The organism is Shewanella sp. UCD-FRSSP16_17, assembly GCF_001675935.1.
GTDB classification, from domain to species: Bacteria; Pseudomonadota; Gammaproteobacteria; order Enterobacterales; family Shewanellaceae; genus Shewanella; species Shewanella japonica.
In genome coordinates, this window is record NZ_LZFV01000047.1 from 1 (window position 1) to 19,036 (window position 19,036).

Genomic DNA, 19,036 nt, shown 5'->3' on the forward strand with positions numbered 1-19,036 from the left:
ACTGGAGCAGCACCTCTTTATCTGTCCAGAGCTTCGCTTTATCAGCATCAACTTTTAACACCACATGTAAATGATTACTCATCACTGCATAAGCACAAATATCAATCGCAAAAATGGTCGCCAATTCTACAATACGTGAATCAACCCACTCACGGCGATGCTCAAAATTTTCACCTGTCGATTTATCAAAACCACACAAAAACGCCTTACGTACCACACGCGAACAACAGTGGTAGTAAGGCGTATCTTCTAAGCTCACGAGGGTTTGTCTTGGTCTAGCCATCTTCAAGTACCATTTTAAAAGGGTAAATAAAGCCTAGTTCAGCGTTCAATATTTAACCAGTTATAATGGGTGGCCATGTTAAGCTTCCAAACCACACAAAAACGCCTTACGTACCACACGCGAACAACAGTGGTAGTAAGGCGTATCTTCTAAGCTCACGAGGGTTTGTCTTGGTCTAGCCATCTTCAAGTACCATTTTAAAAGGGTAAATAAAGCCTAGTTCAGTGTTTAATATTTAACCAGTTATAATGGGTGGCCATGTTATACAAGAATGAGTGATTCAATCCATCCACGTCTGTGGTCATAGTTGTTACCTGTGTATTTATCATCACCACATAAGAAGGCGCGGCGAACCACGCGGCTACAGCAATGATAATAAGGGGTGTCTTCAAGACTAATTTGGTTTCTACGAGGGCGCGGCATCATAACCTCCTTGTTTAATGCTCAAATCAAGCTTAGTAGGAAGTCACGATTGATGCCATTAACTATGGGTGTCTATGTATTTTTTGCCTTAGTAGCAATTTAAAACCGTCTAATGCTTGCTGATAGGGAGTTGGATAGTTGAAGTGGTGGAGATTGAAGGTTATTAGTATTGTTGAAAAACCCAGTTAGTTAAACTGGGTTTTTAGTCAAGCTTTATACACTCATATCACTCCGCTCTAGCATACACCAAGTGCTTTAGTTTTTTTAGGGACTCAAAGTTCTCAGCACTAACAATAAACTGAACATCACTTTCATTGAGTCCAACAAAGTCTCCACAAACCTCTCCTGCCGCAGAGTACAATAAATCTAATTCATCTTCAGTTGGCTCAGAGTCAACATACGCCAGCATTTTCAAAGAATCATCTGCGTGCATTTCAATAAAAATCAACCTTATATTCGGTGTAACACTAAATAAAAGTGCTCTTTGTACTGATAATAACAACTCGATTTGATTAACATTCATTCTATTCATAGTGCCTTATTAGGATTCACCGGGACGATTTTAGGTGATTTCAGTGACTGAATCATAAAAACATTTGTAGCCTTATTTACATCGGGTAAACCGTTAGGGTTTCCAATATTAATATACCTACCAGACACACTTTCAATCCGTATAGTAACCGTACTTTGCTTTATGTTCTCGCTTATTAGCTTATAGTTGCCCGAATTAAAATTATCTAACACTTTCTGAGCATCATCTAACGAATTAAGGTAGCTTTTGTTTGCTGGAGCAGTTCCTGCAATATGCCTCATTTGCTTCTGCTTACTGACAGTGCTTGCGTATTGCAGCGTACTAACCGCATCATCACTAGTTCTCAGTATCTTGAGTCCCGCCTCACCAGCATCAGCAAGCTTGTCAGCCTTGGTTATTGTTAAGGCCTTGGGGAGGATAGGGACTAGAATTTCAATTCCCATAGCCGTTATATACAAGGGTAGCAACTCGGCATCAGTTCCTTGGCGGTGACCACTAACATCAGCACCGTGACACGACATCTTACATTCACTTTCTGGGCTGTAGCCCCCACCACTTACATTGGTACCACTACTCCCCCCACCTTGCTGCGCAATACTACCTTGCCCACCTATCTTATCAATCTATAAAAACCTCTCCCCGCATAATGAGAAGAGGTTTTAATCATTTTCAGCAGAATTTCAAAGTTAACTCTACTTATCTAATACCAATGCACGCTTTCAGCGACATTACTGTCGCTGCAAGCATAAGTTGACATAACCCTTAGCCGAGTTTCAACCACTTAACTTAAAGATATAATCATATCCAGACATAAAATATAACCATAAGCTGACAAATCCTTATTTGTAATAAAACAACATGCATCTAATTAGAGCTAGGTGGACAAATTCACTATGCCACTACAATAGATTTTCGCGCGTTATCGGGTGATATTAGGTTATTAAGTCAATCAAATTGAGTTTTTAAAATGAAAGCTCTTCTAAAACCGAGCCGTAACCTAGCAGTAGTAAGTGTGTGGGGATGAGGTAGCCAAGCCAGTCATAATTTTTGTTATGTAACTTAACTCGCGCATAATTTCTCCCCCCTGTAGATATAAGAATAGGGTTAAAATTTTCAACAAATAAATTATTGAAAGGGGCGCTATAAAGCCTGAAAAAGGTATATTTTGGTATCTTCGTAAAAGTTAAAGTTGTCTCTATCAATATTTTAACAAAAGATAAATACACCGATTTTTTTGATGAGTGGAAAGAAGATAAAAACAAAACATCTTCTTTTTCATTATTTTCAGCCATGGTTAGGGTTGGGTTGATAACGTTATAATGCATCTGCTCAAAGTAATCTTGAAGTTTCAAAGGACTGATAAGATGAAAAGCAAGCTGCCCATATAACCTTTCATTTTGTTGGGCAATGAATGCAAAATTTCTTGAACTATCTTGTAATAGCTTTTCAATATTGATTTGTATATTCTCATCAAAATTATCATATAATTTGGCCTGTAATGCCTTAGCTTCTTCAGGAAAGTTGTCATAACCCGAAACATCTTTAATTGCTATATGCTCCTCAAAAATAGAGTCGTAGCAATTATCAACCCCCTCAAAACTCCCCCCCCAGCGTAAACTGAGCTGTTTTTTAAAGCTTTGTAAAAAAACAATAGAACTGGCACATAATTCCGCCAATTCAGTATTTGCGTTCAATAAAAGTAATATTTGTGCTTGTTTCTTTAACGGTGGACTGACCTTACCCGACTCCCATCGATGGTAGGACACTGCGGTTAAACGTTCATACTCAGGCTGGCGCTGCAACAGTTCAACGAACTCTTCCTGTGTAGCACCAACTCTAGAGCGAAACGACTTCAAAAGAATATCGAACTTTACTGGCATTAATATGAAGGTATCTTATGAACCATAAATTGAGATTAAATGCTCTTTAACAGTATTGCAACGAGAATCTGAAAAGACTGTAGGTCACTAAGCTAAACAGCGCATTAAAGCGAGTAGGCGAATAGTATTCTTCAATAATTAATGAAAAAAGCGGCAGCTTAGTTAAACTGAACTGCCGCTATATTATTAAAAATACTCGCTCGACACTATCATAGCTAGTTCGAAGTTATTGATTCTGATTTGAAGCTGCTATTAGCACCTATAAGCTCCGCAGGGCTTGTCCTTATAATCTTAGATACACCATCTTTAAATACAATTAACGCTCCATCGTAGCTGGAATGAATTTCAATGATATCAGAAGCCTCACCAAGAACGTCCACTGCTGAACTGTCTACGCTAAAATAATATATTCCATTAGCCTTAACTATCAAATTTGCATCAAATATATTTGCTCCAAACGTGATAACTTCCTCGACAGAACCATGCATGTTGAACGAATCTATCGTTGCGGTTGGATAAGTATCCATGTAACTTTCAAGTGTTGCACCAGCAGTTATCCCTACAAAACCATCCCCATTCACTTTAACAAGTGCCTCAACGTCATTTAACTCATCCGCTCCACCATTTGACAAATTCAACAAACGTCCATCATCTAGCTCTACCATTACCTCACCAATGCTACGTATACTGCCACAATGTAATGCAGAGACACCATTGATAGACACATTTCTATATGAATTTAGCCTTTGAAGTAACATTCCATAATCTGATGTATTGGTAATTTGATTTAAACCAATTGGCAGAGCTATACCATTTTCCATCAGTACCACAAAACCATCTAACAGTGGGCAAACCTGTATAAAATCACCAGAGTCTAAGATGCTTTGACTTGATGACGGTACAGCACTTGCACTAGGCCCTACTATTGTCGTGGTGTTATCATTATGCTTTATTAAAAAGTCGTTTTGTATCGATGGATATATAGCCTTTACATTTGCATAGGTTTCTCCATCGCCTTTGTAATTGGCATTTTGAATATTCGCCCCCCAAACCACAGCGGTATCATTCTCAAGAATAGCTGCATAGCCCCATTTATTTACTTCGATACTAGTAATTGGCGATGTCATTTTTGATTTGAGGTCATCGAAATTCATGTCCGAACCCGACTTTGATGTGCTCTCAGTTTGCCATTCTGTAAGTAACTCGCCACTTCCATCTACAGCAGCAAAGCCGAAGTATTTGCTGGCGTAGATTTCAACACCATTTGCACTATCAAGCGCTGACTGAGTGCCGGCGGGCATTACCCCACCATAACTACTGCCACCGAAAGCTTTGAATCCCTCGTCATAGGTTTCAACTACAATAGACCTATTACCGTTATACCAAAACCGCTTTGGGCCCGTTCCGGTTGAATTCAAATAATTTACAAAAAAGTGATCCCCCCTACCAGTAATAGAGTTATAAGAATAATCGTTGCTAACAACGCCATAAGTTCCTCCAACCTCATAAAAGGTTACTGGAGTGACGTAGCTACTAGTAGATTCCACTTCAAGCACTCGTAATAACTCGGGTGGCTCATATGTATTGATGATATTTTCATTTACCTCATCATGACTCGCAATCAAACGAACCACCTTCCCGTACTCCTCAAGGCTAGGTGCAAAAGCATCTTGCTTGTATACATGGTCCCCAGCGGATGTACTGATATCAAAATGATCATCGTGATTCATATCTACAATCCACACGTAATCAAAATCTTGATGAGTACAATATGAACAGTAAGCCTGCGCCTCAGGGATCGATTCACCTTTTTGTATATATGAGTCACTACCATACCAAAGCCCACTCTTACCAAGTGTCACATACCTAATGAGCACTGACGCCTCTTTCGTCATGCCATTAAAAGATACACGGAACCGACCATTACCTTGTGCCGATGCTGTTAATACGCCACTATTCCACTCTAGACCTGAGTCAGTATAGGGCGCAACGGTTAATACAGATGAACTGCGGACATCGGTATCCACACCAAGTCGTGAGACGATTTTTGCAGTAAAATCTACGGTATCGCCGACAAAGACTTCCGTGCTAACAACTGTCACAACAAAGTCATCGATTGGGTCAATTAAGGTAACAGTTTCTGTTATCTCTTTCCCACCAAAGTGTACAGTGATGTCAGTATCTCCAGCTTTTAGTCCATAAGCTTGACCGCCCACGACCACTACTTCAGATAAATCTGTCTCCCAAACCACTTTATCGGTAACATCTACAACGCCAGTAGGATCATCTTCATACGTCGCGGTAACTCTCATAGTGGTAAGTTCATGAACATTAAACGAAGCAGTGTTAATAATTGTTAGGTAAGAGAGCTTTCTATCTTTAACCACAATGAAGGCCCTGCCACATTCTGTGCTGTAGCACCCTTCAATTTCAGTTACCCCTTCCGATTCTGCTGTGACAACACCACTATTTGAAACTGTAGCAATATCAGTATCAAGAGAGCGCCAGCTTGTTGCGGGTACGTCAATACTTGTCTGTTCATTACTGAAAGTGACGTTTATTGTAAACGATTGTGTTAAGCCTTTATGTATTTCAGCCACATCTGGTTCAACTTTGACACTTTTGATGGAGGCACTTAGAGCAGCAACACTGAGTCGATTTGAATCAACAGTATTGGTACCATCAGACCATGACACAGATAGATATGTAGTGTCGGAGCTAGTGTTAGCCTTAACCTTACCACTCGTTCCAACCCAGCTCACTACGGAATCCCTATCTGAATGGAAGGTAAAACCAGTAGCAGCGATGTCACACTTACGAATTAGGCCATCTGAGTATAAACATTGAATTGGAACCGCGACTTCTATACCCCACGGTATAATTAAAGTCTCATTATTATTCAGCTGAATATCCAAAAGTTTTAGCGCTGTGATATCTAGCGGAGTTGTGACAGACTCTGAGCCTACCGTTGCTTTGACAACAACATCACCTTCACCATTTGCTTTCACCAGCCCTTTTGGGCTTTCTAAGGTCGCTAATGATGTCGAGTTACCTGAAGCATCTTGGAGCTCCCAAGTCGCGAGTTGTGTCAAATCTTTTGGTATACCGTTTGAGTACTCACCCCATACAGTAAATTGCTGACTTTGGCCCACTGCAATAGATGGTGCGGTCGGGTTAATTGTTAACCCTGTCAGCTCAGCTGCGGTAACATCAATCTGTATAGGATAAAAAGTACGTTTTCCGCCATATGTCGCATAAACTTCAGCTTTACCTTCTTTCAGTGCATGAAAAACACCATCATCATCAACAAAACCAATTAAATCAGTTGTGTTTAGAGGCACTACCTGCCATTTAACCGATTTCGTTCCATCCACGAGAGTAAAATCGCTGTAATACACAGATGCATATAGCTGTAATTCGGCTCCCGCTGACAAGCTAGCTGCCTCCATAGAAGAACTTGTAGTAGGAATAGGCGAAAGCGAATTGTAAACAGCGCTAACAATTTGTTCGTTGGCTACATGAAGTACACCAGAACCAGCCGCAAATCCATAACTCGTGTCCTTTAGAGCGGTAATGGAGTAGCGACCCGAGGAATGAGCTGTAAGCAGTCCTGGTGTGGTTCCAAATTGCGCGTACATACCACTTGTCGTCCAGGTGACTTGCTCAGTGAGATCAACTTCATCTCCATTATCAAATATCCCTATTGCTTTATATTGCAACTGTTCACCATCAAGAATATATGTTTCCTCAGGTTCAATAGATATATTCAATAAAGTAGCATCTGTGATGTTAACGACCTTGGTGTCAGTCTCTCCACCAAAAGTCACCGTCACATTTGCATCGCCTGCTGCTTTACCATAGACATAGTTTTTAAAGGTTACGTCTGCAAATTCAGCAACACCTGTGTCATCCGAGCGCCATAGTGATGCTGATGTAACATCTATTTCAGAGCTATCACTCATGTGAGCAACTGCACGTAAAGGTACTGTTACCCCCTCCGCAAACGTTCTATCAGCATCTGAAGTGGTGATTTCGACACTATCGACTGTTGCAGATGGAACGTTAATTAATGGCTTGTTAAGCGACGTCAGCACTTTCGTACCTGTTCCATCTACGTCATAATCACCATAAATAGTTGTAGAGCCAGGTTTATTGGCAGTGAATGTTTGATTGGTCAAGATAACGTTGTTAACTACTTGGCTATCATTAGTGGCAAAGTACACATCGCCAGATAAAGACTCCTGTAATGTACCATCTGACATGACACCGATAAGTTTAACTTTGAGGGTTGTACCAATAAGCATGGTCTTAGCGGTTAATGGTGTCGTCTCTCCTTCTTCAACTAAAATCACCCCATTTAGCGTTGCCGCCGTGGTGTTAATCACTGCCGTCGCCGTCACCGATGTATCAGCCATCAATGTCGCCTGAACCGTGATTTCCTTACCCGATGCCGTCGCCGTCACTTTATGGCCATCAATGATGACGTCCTTGTCTTTCGAACTCCCTGCAATCGATAGTGACGCAGCCGATGCATCCAAAATACTGGTTGTGTTGTCACTGTAAACACCAGCCACTGTGTAGTATTGGCTTTGATCTTTACCCAATGTGATATTACCCGGCACTAACTGGATACTATCCAATGTTTTATTCGTCACGCTCAGCGCAACTTGACTGCTTGGCACACCACCAAAGCTTGCCTTGATTTTAGTGTCACCGACCGCTTCACCACGGATATAACCACCCATCACCAAAGCCACATCTTTGTTTTCGACATCCCAAATGGCTTTTGCTGTCACATCAACCGGCACACCTGGCGCGCTCGTATAGTATGCATTAGCAACTGCTGATATAKATTGRCCTACTGCCAATGTGCTTTGCGCTAACACCATTTCAACACGTTCCACCGAGCCTGATAGCACTGACACGTTCGCCGTATCAAATTTACTGCTATCACTGTTAAGTGTGGCTGTCACCACGGCATCACCCGCGCTCGACACCGTAAGCTCACCATTTACTATGGTGGCCGTTGCATCGCCGCTCACGACCCAGCTCAAATCGTGCGCACCTAATTGCGCCGTTTGACCGCTCGCATAATGCGCCGTTGCACTGAAGACCTGAGTGTCATCCACGTTCATGGTCACCACTTTCGGGCTAATGCTGATGCGATCTAACGCCACTACCATCACATTCACATCCGCAAAGGTATCCAGACCACCAAAGTTCGCCTTAATGCGGGCATTCGACACACCTGCTTTACCGATAAGCAAATTGCTCACCGTTGAGTCAAAGGCAATCTCACTCGCGCCACCTTCAACCGTCAGTGTCGCAGCATTGCTCACATCGGCTGTGGTGTTATCTGACATCAAGGCCTCAACCTTAATCGCTTGACTGCTGCCTAGCAGAAGGTTAATTGGATCTGGTGTAATACTCAGACTTGAGACACTCGCGCCCGATACCTTAACCGTCACCGACTGGCTATCAAAATCAGCTACTCCATCACCATCTGCATCATAGTGAGCAAATAAAGTGGCATCGCCTGCCCCATTGGCTTTGATACTCGTGCCATCCCAACTCGCCACACCAGCATTACCCGTTGTGTAAGTGATGTTGCTGGCATCAAGTTCCTGTACAACGCTGTCAGTCATCAAACCGTACACGCGTGTCGGTAGCTCGCCACCTTTCATTAGTGTCACCGTTGCTGATAACGGTTGGTTCTCACCCGCATTAGATAGGACAATTTGCTCTAACGTAGCAGCTGTGGTGTTAATCACTGCCGTCGCCGTCACCGATGTATCAGCCATCAATGTCGCCTGAACCGTGATTTCCTTACCCGATGCCGTCGCCGTCACTTTATGGCCATCAATGRTGACGTCCTTGTCTTTCGAACTCCCTGCAATCGATAGTGACGCAGCCGATGCATCCAAAATACTGGTTGTGTTGTCACTGTAAACACCAGCCACTGTGTAGTATTGGCTAAAACCTTTCGCTAAAGAGACTTCAGGTGGCGTCAACTGAAGACGCTTAACCTCTCTATTTAAAATATTTAGCTTAACGGGTTGGGAAGCGTAGCTAGCTCCATTACGGGTATACTTGGCCGTTAAAAACAAATCGCTTAAAGGTGCGAGTGCTTTAATTCGAATATCGTCGCCACTTTGCACTAATTCGATGAACGCTTGAGGATCAATAGACTCCCCCTGAGGATTAGAAAAAGTAAGCTCGGACTCTGATGAAGGAACGACCCCTGTCGTTCCATCGGAATAATAAATTTTGACTGTAACATTACGTTCTTCACCGACAAAAAGACTGACCTCAGAGACTTCATCACCAACCAGTAACTCAACAGCATCAATCATTGCCGCTGGATTGCCATCAAGAAAGTTGCGTTCACCATCACTACAGCCAACTGACATTATAGCTAACATGAAAAGCAGTAAAAAAGTTCTTAATGAATACGACAATTGACCACACATAAAAGTACACCTTTTAACCTTTGTGTAATTATTTACAACTAAACAACAATACATAATCGACACGACGCTCATATGGTGCGACGTTACCAAGTAATAAAGCATGCTCTCTTTGCGCTCCAAGCGCTTTCACCTCTGCAGTTCCTAATTGCCCACCAAGCGCACCCTTAATATAATCTTTCACTCGCCTAGCTCTTTTATTAGCGAGCCAAGCGTTATAGTCAGCCTCGCCAGTGCCATCGGTATAGCCATAGACTTTAATGCTGCCCAACTTACAATCGTTTTGGATATACTCTCGCGCCTTATTCAATGCACCCATTGGATAAGTGATATGCAGTTGCGATGAGTTATTATCGAAATACCAGGAACCGAAAATTTCTCGCTGGACGCTAGCGAGCTCTTTTTCTTGTTTTACAACGTTAATTACATCCACTTTCGGTGTATGACGAGTAAGGTTTTTCACCTCTTGAGGCTTGGGGTAAATAACAGGCTTTGCGCTGCTATAATGAACTTTGTTAGGCGCCGAGCAGCAAATAAATGAAAAACTGAGCAAATGCGAATCAGCCTGACCAACATTGTCTTTGCCCAAATTCGGAAAATATTGGTACTCAATGCGCCCAGACCAATCATCCGACATTGAAAACTGATATCCAGCACCCAAAATAGGTGAAAAGCCAAAATCATAATTGGTTTCATCTGCCGGAGTCGTCAAATAACCCACCCAAGGTGATAGCCCCGCTTTTACAAAAAAGCGATCGGGATCATCATTATTTAAATCAAAATGGTATAACGCTGATAACTCACCAACAAAAAAACCACCTTTATTACCATTTAACTCTTGCGCCTCACCAAAAGAATACAAGCCAGCCTCAAGCGATATATCTTGATTAATGGAGGTGTTAAAGAACAAACCATAAGCAAATGTACTAGGTGAAGTCAGATTATTTTGGTATTGTTGAAAAGATAACTTCAACCCCACTTCAATATCATCGTTTGAGGCGACACAACAGGCAGACATCACCCAGCTCAAAGCAATAACGCTCTGAAGTTTAATATTATTTTTCATGAGAGGTACTACACTAATGCTGAAAGCTTGATGCGATTGCTTTCGAATAGATATCCTTGGTAATAACCATGGTCAATATCTAAGGATTTGAGACTATGCAATTGATTCACAGTCTCAATTTGTTCGAAGACAATGAATTCAAACTTATTTGAAAAATCATTCCAATATAGATTTTTAGAGAAACCTTCCAAACAAGCTTCATCCTTTGGAACTTGCAATTTCACAGAGTTGAATAATCTAAGTAAGTCCCGACTTCTATAGTCACCTAGAGCCCAGTCATAATCATCAGCGCATAAATGAACTAAATGTTTCTTTAAAAACAGTAAACCTTGTTCATAAACTCGACATGGCGCGCACAAATTTCTTTCTGTGATTTCACAAACTAATTGCATACCGCGAGATTTTAATAATTGAGAGAACTCAACAATCTTCTTAAGCAACTTCGAATCGCAAAGTTCATAGACTTCAAAATTTACAAACAAACTTTTACCTTCAAAATCAGACTTATAAAAACAGGCACTTTGCTCAATAAAATAAAACAGTCGGTCCATCAATAGGCCAGCATTAAATAGTCTATCTTTAACACTACCGACGTTATCAATTAGCACCTCATAACCAATAACACCATCTTCCCCGTAAATTTCTTCCAATTTATAATCAACCTTGGAGTTGAGAAGATCTTGACCAAGGTAGATCACTTGATCCATAAAGACACTGTTTAAAAGCTGACAATTATCAAACTTGCTCATTTTTTCTCTCCAATATCATATAACCTCTCCCTCGTGCAGTTACAACAATCCACGGGGAGTCTTCTAGGAGTATTCTCAGTTGGTTAATAAGAACGGGAATACTTCCAGCTCCAACAGGGGTCCCCCTCCATATAACTGACTCAAGGTCAGCCTTAGAAATAACCTTTTCTGCATGCTCTAATAAAACACAAAGAAGTCGTAATACTTTTTCAGTACAAACTTTAAATTCATCAGCCTCAGGTAAATAAAGTCGAACAGACTCGGAAAAGGCCAAGCTGCCGTTATTATTAAGCTTTACAGAAAAGCCTTCTTTCCAAACTCGCCGGTTCGACTTATCACAATTAATACAATGAGAAGAAGAACAGGTAGCCACGCAACCAGATTCAATCATTATTGAAACACCTTAGACAAAACGCAGGAATATTAGTAACAAACTGACAACTTATAAACTTATTTCGAATTATTAACTATTAAGAAGTATCAACAAATATTATGGTACGTTAGGAATGGTTATAAATGATTATCAAATGTAATTTTCATCACTACCAAAATGATAAGTAGCAACAAGTTGTAAAACTAGACAGAAAAAGAAGTATTTACACTGTTACCTAACTAAAGACCGCAGATTACAAGAGTTATAAAAGACTCTCATTTAACTCAAGATTTAATGGGAAATAATTAAACTTAATAAACCGTTAGCTAAATATTGTAGTGGCATAGTTAATTTGGCCACCTAGTTAGAGGTGATATCATCACCTCATAAGTTGACAGGTGACACTATGAAAAAACGTACAAGAAGACTTTTTAGCGCAGAATTCAAACTTGAATCAGTTCAATTAGTGCTAGATCAGAGTTACTCAATTGTTGAAGCCGCTCAAGCTATGAATGTGGGCAAGTCAACCATGGATAAGTGGGTTAGGCAATTGAGAGAAGAGCGACAAGGTAAGCAACCTAAAGCATCACCTATATCACCAGAACAAATTGAAATTCGAGAGTTAAAAAAGAAACTCGCTCACCTCCAGGAGCACAACGAAATATTAAATAAAGCCACAGCTCTGTTGATGTCGGACTCACTGAACAATTCTTAATAATTGAGAAACTCAGGCAGAGCTACAGCATAAATACATTATGCAAAGTGTTCAGTATTCATCGTAGTAGTTACAAGTATTGGAGAAAGAGACCAACAACCATTAACGCAGATAAGGTTAAGCTTCGCAGCCTAGTCAGCGAAGTACACACTGCAAGTAATGGGTCGACAGGTGCTAGAACAATTGCAGATATGGTTAGTCAGCAAGGTATCTCATTAAGCCGTTATCGTGCCACTAAGCTGATGAAGGAGCTTGGTATAGTTAGCTGTCAGGTACCTAAGCACAAATACCGAAAAGCGACACTAGAACACATTGAAATCCCTAATCACCTAGGCCGACAATTCGCTGTCACTGCTCCGAATGAAGTTTGGGTTGGTGATGTCACCTACGTGTCGGCTGGTAACCGTTGGATGTACTTAGCGGTTGTGATTGATCTATTTGCTCGTAAAGTCATTGGCTGGGCTATGTCGTTATCACCTGATAGCTGTTTAACGGGCAAAGTGCTTTCGATGGCCTATGAAGGTCGTGGTAAACCTAAAGGTGTTATGTTCCATAGCGATCAAGGGACTCACTATACAAGCAGAAGATATCGGCAACTATTATGGCGATATCAGCTCAAACAAAGTTTATCTCTACGTGGGAATTGTTGGGATAATAGTCCTATGGAACGCTTTTTTAGGAGCCTTAAGACAGAATGGATACCACCAACAGGATATCGTAACTTTGCAGAAGCTCAGCAAGAAATAATACGATACATAATTGGATATTATTGTCAGATTCGCCCGCACCAATATAACGGCGGACTGACACTTAATGAATCGGAACGATTGTTTTGGTTAAACTCTAAGCTCGTGACCAATATTAGTTGACCACTACAGGCTTTTATTTTTCTCAGTAGAGACGTAGCTAGTTTTAGTATCTATAGGTTGCTCCGTCTCTTTTTGTAAACAGAGCACATCAAACTCATCCATTGCGTTTTGATCTACAAGACCAGCCTTATGAAGACCAGCAGCACTTTTATGCACAACATCTAATATCTTACTCATAAGAACTATTTCCTTTATTCAAAGTGTTTAGTCATTTAATACAAGCAACAAAAAATCAATAACAGCCCCTTCCCATAGGATGAGAAGAGGCTTAACTGCCTTTTCGGCAGATATCTCAAAGTCGACTCGTAAGTCACAATTATCGCGTTTTTCAGCTGCCTATTCGGCAGGTCACCTATCAAGCTCGGAAGCCCCGACTAAACTAATCTTTTCAGCTGCCTATTCGGCAGGTCACTGTCTGTTTTATTCTCGTGCTTTGGCACTCTATTTTTCAGCTGCCTATTCGGCAGGTCACAATCAACATATCAAAATTTAATAATTAAAATCAATAGATAACGATAAACAAGCGTTTTTAACCTTTGCAAAATTGTAGAAGTTATTATTCAATAATTTCAGAAACTTAAAATGCGGCCATAAAAAAGGGTTAATCAATACCAACTAAATAAGATAGATCAGGAACCGAACCATCAAAGTGCTCGTTAGTGGCAAATCCATAACGGTTAAACGATGCTCCATAACACTTTTCAACCACACCTTTTTGAATATGAAGTATGTAATCTTGCTGGTTTGTCCTGCTACTTATAGGAACTCGATGAAATGCGTCACGCTCTCTAGGATTGGGGCTTTTGTATGGATTAAATTCTTCACTTCTCGCTAAAGCTCGTTTTTTCAAGCGTTTTAACCTTCTTCGAGTTTCGCCAACAAATATTTTAGCTATATTTTGATTGCGCTTGAATCGAACCTCATTGCATCCGTCGGGAACAACCTCAACGACACTGACTTCAAAGAACCCACACTCTTGCATATCTTGAAAGTATGATTGCTGTTTAAGAGCATTTAAAACAGTTTTATCAACATGAACAAAAGCGATGACGTTACCGATTGATGCATCGCTCCATGCAGGTAAACTGACACCAACGCCTTGAATATCACGCTTACAAATAAAGCCATGCATAATTGAAATACATCGCCCAATAAGTAATGCTAAATTGGCTTCTTTAGGTAAAAAATGCACCGTAAAATAAAACCTTTTGGTATCCATATTAAGAATCCCCCTTAGCTTTTATCTTTTTTCCACTTTGTGGTTGGGCTTTCTTTTTCTCTGTTTTTTTCTGAAACAAACCGCCTTTGATCAAAACAGCAAATAGGTAATAAATATTGTTATTAATCTGAGGTTTCCTTTTAGAAACTTGATCTTTAAGTTCACTAAGATAAAACTCAGTATTAATAAACAGCGAATAAAAACTCTGTTGAGACTCAGGTGAGCGCCGCGCTATGCCTAACTCTTTGTCGGCACCATACTCATGAATACGTAATCGCTTTGAGCCATCAACATCCCACCAATCATCAATTAATTGCAGCGCGGCCCCAATTTTTACTGAATTAAAACTAACGGCATAACGGCCATCAATACACTTAACTTTAACAAATTGTTTTGATGCCTCTCCTTGTGCCACTTTTTCACCAAATGACTGGCTTGGATAGATCTCTTGACAGAAAGCTGTTTCAATCTTTGCCGTGATATTGGCATCCCAAAATACCGCAGGATCTGTTAACGCTACATGTAATTCTTCACTTAACTCATCTAATACTTGCTGAGCCTCTTCAGGCCAACAACTATCCCAAGCAAGTTGACGAGTGTTAGCTATTTGATAGCAATTACCAGAGCTAGTTTTAATCTCTATTTGAGAATTACCCGTATTTTGATTACGCCAAAGCCAGGTTCCCAATAGCACGTTTTTACAATATCGAATCGCTAATTCTTTATAGCCTCCGCATGCTTTATATGTGGCAGCTAACTCTTCAAGTAAAGCGAATACAGTAGGTTCACTACAACCAGCAGGTTTGAGGGAGTTTGCTTGTACTCTTAATGAGAAACGACAATAAATATGTTCAATATTCGGTGGGACATAACACTCTTCAATAATGAGGGGGTTGCAGTGTGCTAAATCTTGCGGTGCTAAGTTTTTGGGTTTAAATTGAGGAGTGAATGCTTCTGTAAAACCTGCCTTTTGGCCACGAATTCGGTTTATTTCAGCTTCAAGAGGGACAAAGTCACTTTCTGCTGTTTTATAAAAGAAAACAGCTTTGCTCGGGAACAAAGAACGGTCATATTTTAAAACATTGCATAACTCCATAAAGCTTCCTTAAATCCGTTTCATTATCATAGAAGTTTCTTTTATTTCGAGCATCCAAAAAGCCCGCCTAAAAAAACGACTTATTCCCTGCAACCTTATATCAATCGCAGTATTACACTCAACCAAACCAATAGTAGACTCAGCATAACAATGTAAACGTTCTAACGCGTTTTTACGGGCTATAGGTGAGTCCAACAGTAAGTAACCAGACATAACCGGACACAATGAAGCGTTCAGCTTTAGTAAATGAAATAGATTATCAAGACTATCTAATTGGTGTTTGGTGGGCATTATCCATTTACCTGACGCAGGAAGCCGCCTTAGCTTCGAATAAAGTAATACCTCATTGCTAAATAACTCACACCAGTCATCTACTGCATCTATCTCTGGAGCATGCATAACACCACCGGCAAAGCTTGCTGGAAAACTCGCTTTAATCGCACGTTCTGAATGTTCAAGACGTTCTAAGTCTTCTTCATGTCCATCAATGTGAATAACAACATCAAACTCCACATCGCAATGTCTGTTATCTAAAATTCCAGCACGCCTAAATTGGTTTTCATTCACGCCTTGCATACCGTATTCAGGCAGTTTCTTACCCGCTACAGGTGAATACTGACGAATGAACCACGAAAAAGAAGTCATTCGAAGATGCGTACCAAGTAACTCATTTAATCGACGTTGATAATTATGCATCATCCCCCACATAGCGGTTAGCGAAGGGATCCCTACACAATATGGATTAGATAACGCTTGAGCATCAAAAACACGTATACCTTTCAAATACAAATACCGCTGTTGGCTTTCTTCATCCAGCGCTATTGCTGCAACGTTCGAGTCTTCAACAAGGTTTGCTAATAACCACTTCAAACTGTTTTTTAATGGCTTCATCAATCTCTGATGAAAAGCATATTTTTGTAACGTATTTGAATTTGAAAGCACATTATTGAGTAAGCTAAATATGGGAATAAGTAGCTCAACCAGTTTCTCATTGTCACAGGATAAAAACTGATACTCAATTGAGCCATAAATGCATTCAAGCTCATTCATATCAATCTTATTTTCTTGCACAGCTAAACGCCATTCCAGCAGTGGTGACAACCATTCGGCAAAGGTTGTTCTAATAAGCCTCATGCTTGCGACTTTCTGCTGCCTGCGCTGTTTTAAAGCCAATTCAAAATTAATTGATAAAAGGCCTTCTAACGCATTTTTAAATTGAGGTTTCGATAGTGCTACTTGATTTAAAACTGCTTCACCAGCTTGCACTCTCAACAGGTACGAATCACTCAAACCGTAAATAACATTTCCAACCTTTGGCGGGTAATGTAGTGCTTTTACATTCCCTCCAAGAGAAGCCGACAACTCACTGACACTTGCAGGTCGTGTAAACTCCATATTGGTAAACCGACCTAATTTGGCCATTGCCGCTTGTTGAATTTCCGACTGAAGCGCATGATTAATAGTAGGGGTAATAGACAGGTATCCGTCTCTATATGGCAGGCGCACTTGAATCGAGTGTTTATCAACAATTGAGGGGATTTCATTTTTTAATGAGTCTCGTACCCTGCCACAAACATTCAAAAACTCTTTTACAGGCATCCCTAAAGACTTAAATGCTACCTGCCACTCTTTTGGAGGCTCACATAATAATGTAGCAAGGCAACAAACATCGCCTTGCCAAATAAAAGGACTCACAAACAACTTTGATTTATTCACCTTAGCACTATCATGAGACCAACCTAACGTTTTGGTACAATTTGCACCGCTTAATACATTGGGATATAGAATTGGAACGGGTACGTTCAGCCTTTGCTTACTCACCCTAATATCAGGGTATTTCAAATTATGCGTATGCAGCCATTTAACCTCTTCAATACACTCATCAAAATGAATATCATTTTTAAGTGTTTTCCGAGCAATCTTAATATCTAAAAGGTCATCAACATTCTTTCTTGGATAGGTTAGGTTTAGTAAAATAACTAACACATCAGCCTCAAAACCAGACACCTCTATCGGCTCAGAATAAGCAGTAAATACCCGTCTTATCGCAATATTCCGCTCAGAAATATCATCAATATTTAATAATTCTTGAAACGTGTTTTTATCTACCATGTTGATAAGTACATTCCTTGTTTGTCGTTGCCAAAACTAGTTTTGTACTCGATAACTTGTCTTAGGTAGAACACACCAATATGAGGATCAATTCGGGTACGGATTTTTTGCCTAATAGCAGAGGTCAAAATGCCATCTTGATAAAGCCGATACACTTGTTCATGACTGGTAGAGAGCAAAACTGCAGCTTCAGCCACAGACACCAACATATCAGCCACATTAGGCTTTTTAGACTTAGGATGTGACTCAACTAGCTTGCTAAGGTATTCCATTAACCCCATATAGATAAAATGTGGTGTTTTATCTTCTGGCAATAAACATTGAGACTGTAAAATCAACTCACCAAAAATAAAACTCAAAGACGTTCGATTAAACAAATCAATAAGCTTCAGCTCAGCACCAGCTACAAACTCATCTAACTCTTGATAAAAGTTTTTAGGCCAAGCTTCAAAGTAATTTACAGACTCATCCAACTTACACTCTATATTTTTAGCATGACGTTTTTTATACCAAAGCAAAGCAGCAAATCGTTGAGTCGCTGATGTGCCCATAAATAACAGAGGGTTGTTAGATAAGGCATCGCCTTCAAACAAGCTACGGGCTAATGCAACCTCTTGGTTATCAGCTTTCTTACTCGAAGCTGTCGTAAAATCAAAGCCGCAAGCGCAGTGATTAATCGATTCATTCTCAATGTGATTGATAGGTTGTTGGCACTCAGGGCAGTGATGAAGCAGTTCGCACTCATGCTTGGCACAAACATTAACAGGTTTCAAATGCCAAACCTGGCGAATATAAGCTTCTTCTTTCAGGCATTGAGGACAAACAGGCACAGTCTCAATACCATCATCAGCGTAACGAATAAAACTTAGCGGAATATCAACCCCATTACGATGCACTGCCGACATACCTCCCACAAACCTTTTGTTCGAGCGAAGTAGTGCTAGCTTTTGTAGCTCATGAGGTGGCAGATTAAGAAGGGATTCAAGCAAACTAAACGCCCGCATCCTGAAGTGGCTATTGTGTTTGGCGTGATATACATTAAGGCGTTCTAGTTCTATAGGAAATGCGCCATGAGCTTCAAAATCAAGTTCATGTAACTCTTCACGAATGGCTAAACTGAGTTGTTCATATGAGTCAAAGAAGTTCTCAGCTACAACTCGTAACAGGTAACTCTCTAATGACTCATCAGAGTATGCACGTACTTTGGGAGAAAATAGAAATGCCATCAAACACCAAAACTAAGGAAACCTTA

13 protein-coding genes and 2 pseudogenes are annotated in these 19,036 nt (G+C 40.4%); 1 reads left to right on the forward strand and 14 read right to left on the reverse strand.

Features of this window, described 5'->3' with window-relative positions:
- The 9 genes and pseudogenes from A9267_RS18945 to A9267_RS18985 form a co-directional block, all read right to left on the reverse strand.
- Nucleotides 1-283, reverse strand: a pseudogene (locus A9267_RS18945) (transposase); the annotation flags it as partial.
- 270 nt (nucleotides 284-553) lie between these two features.
- Nucleotides 554-706: pseudogene (locus A9267_RS18950) on the reverse strand (transposase); the annotation flags it as partial.
- Nucleotides 707-932: 226 nt separating this feature from the next.
- The gene (locus A9267_RS18955) at nucleotides 933-1,229 is read right to left on the reverse strand and encodes a hypothetical protein (RefSeq protein ID WP_065110338.1); all 297 of its coding nucleotides are present in this window, start codon (nucleotides 1,227-1,229) and stop codon (nucleotides 933-935) included.
- Nucleotides 1,230-1,234: 5 nt separating this feature from the next.
- Nucleotides 1,235-1,759, reverse strand: coding sequence for a polymorphic toxin type 50 domain-containing protein (locus tag A9267_RS18960; protein WP_065110339.1), 525 nt, complete (start codon nucleotides 1,757-1,759; stop codon nucleotides 1,235-1,237).
- 441 nt (nucleotides 1,760-2,200) lie between these two features.
- Complete coding sequence (locus A9267_RS18965) at nucleotides 2,201-3,118, reverse strand: helix-turn-helix domain-containing protein (RefSeq protein WP_065110340.1); 918 nt, start codon at nucleotides 3,116-3,118, stop codon at nucleotides 2,201-2,203.
- A gap of 215 nt (nucleotides 3,119-3,333) precedes the next feature.
- The gene (locus A9267_RS18970) at nucleotides 3,334-9,588 is read right to left on the reverse strand and encodes an Ig-like domain-containing protein (protein WP_065110341.1); all 6,255 of its coding nucleotides are present in this window, start codon (nucleotides 9,586-9,588) and stop codon (nucleotides 3,334-3,336) included.
- Nucleotides 9,589-9,616: 28 nt separating this feature from the next.
- Entirely contained in the window at nucleotides 9,617-10,651 is a 1,035-nt protein-coding gene (locus A9267_RS18975) for an outer membrane beta-barrel protein (protein ID WP_065110342.1), read from the reverse strand.
- Nucleotides 10,652-10,659: 8 nt separating this feature from the next.
- Nucleotides 10,660-11,400: a hypothetical protein gene (locus A9267_RS18980; RefSeq protein ID WP_065110343.1), complete on the reverse strand. Its 741-nt coding sequence runs from the start codon at nucleotides 11,398-11,400 to the stop codon at nucleotides 10,660-10,662.
- Nucleotides 11,387-11,791, reverse strand: coding sequence for a winged helix-turn-helix domain-containing protein (locus A9267_RS18985; RefSeq protein WP_065110344.1), 405 nt, complete (start codon nucleotides 11,789-11,791; stop codon nucleotides 11,387-11,389). Before A9267_RS18985 ends, A9267_RS18980 begins: the two co-directional genes overlap by 14 nt.
- A 388-nt stretch (nucleotides 11,792-12,179) precedes the next feature.
- On the opposite strand from A9267_RS18985, the gene A9267_RS18995 reads away from it, so the two are divergent.
- A protein-coding gene (locus A9267_RS18995) for an IS3 family transposase (protein ID WP_156669204.1) occupies nucleotides 12,180-13,357 on the forward strand; the annotation gives its coding sequence in 2 pieces (ribosomal slippage) (nucleotides 12,180-12,447 and nucleotides 12,447-13,357; 1,179 coding nt in all).
- Between the two features lie 3 nt (nucleotides 13,358-13,360).
- On the opposite strand, the gene A9267_RS21845 is transcribed toward A9267_RS18995, so the two are convergent.
- From A9267_RS21845 to A9267_RS19015, 5 genes are all read right to left on the reverse strand, one after another.
- On the reverse strand, nucleotides 13,361-13,534 hold the full coding sequence (locus A9267_RS21845; protein ID WP_156669205.1) for a hypothetical protein: 174 nt from the start codon (nucleotides 13,532-13,534) through the stop codon (nucleotides 13,361-13,363).
- A 424-nt stretch (nucleotides 13,535-13,958) separates the two neighbouring features.
- The gene (gene cas6f, locus A9267_RS19000) at nucleotides 13,959-14,576 is read right to left on the reverse strand and encodes a type I-F CRISPR-associated endoribonuclease Cas6/Csy4 (protein ID WP_065110347.1); all 618 of its coding nucleotides are present in this window, start codon (nucleotides 14,574-14,576) and stop codon (nucleotides 13,959-13,961) included.
- 1 nt (nucleotide 14,577) lies between these two features.
- Nucleotides 14,578-15,672, reverse strand: coding sequence for a type I-F CRISPR-associated protein Csy3 (csy3, locus tag A9267_RS19005; RefSeq protein WP_065110348.1), 1,095 nt, complete (start codon nucleotides 15,670-15,672; stop codon nucleotides 14,578-14,580).
- 9 nt (nucleotides 15,673-15,681) lie between these two features.
- On the reverse strand, nucleotides 15,682-17,784 hold the full coding sequence (locus A9267_RS19010) for a type I-F CRISPR-associated protein Csy2 (protein WP_065110349.1): 2,103 nt from the start codon (nucleotides 17,782-17,784) through the stop codon (nucleotides 15,682-15,684).
- The gene (locus A9267_RS19015) at nucleotides 17,778-19,010 is read right to left on the reverse strand and encodes a TniQ family protein (RefSeq protein ID WP_065110350.1); all 1,233 of its coding nucleotides are present in this window, start codon (nucleotides 19,008-19,010) and stop codon (nucleotides 17,778-17,780) included. Before A9267_RS19015 ends, A9267_RS19010 begins: the two co-directional genes overlap by 7 nt.
- Nucleotides 19,011-19,036: the final 26 nt, after the last annotated feature.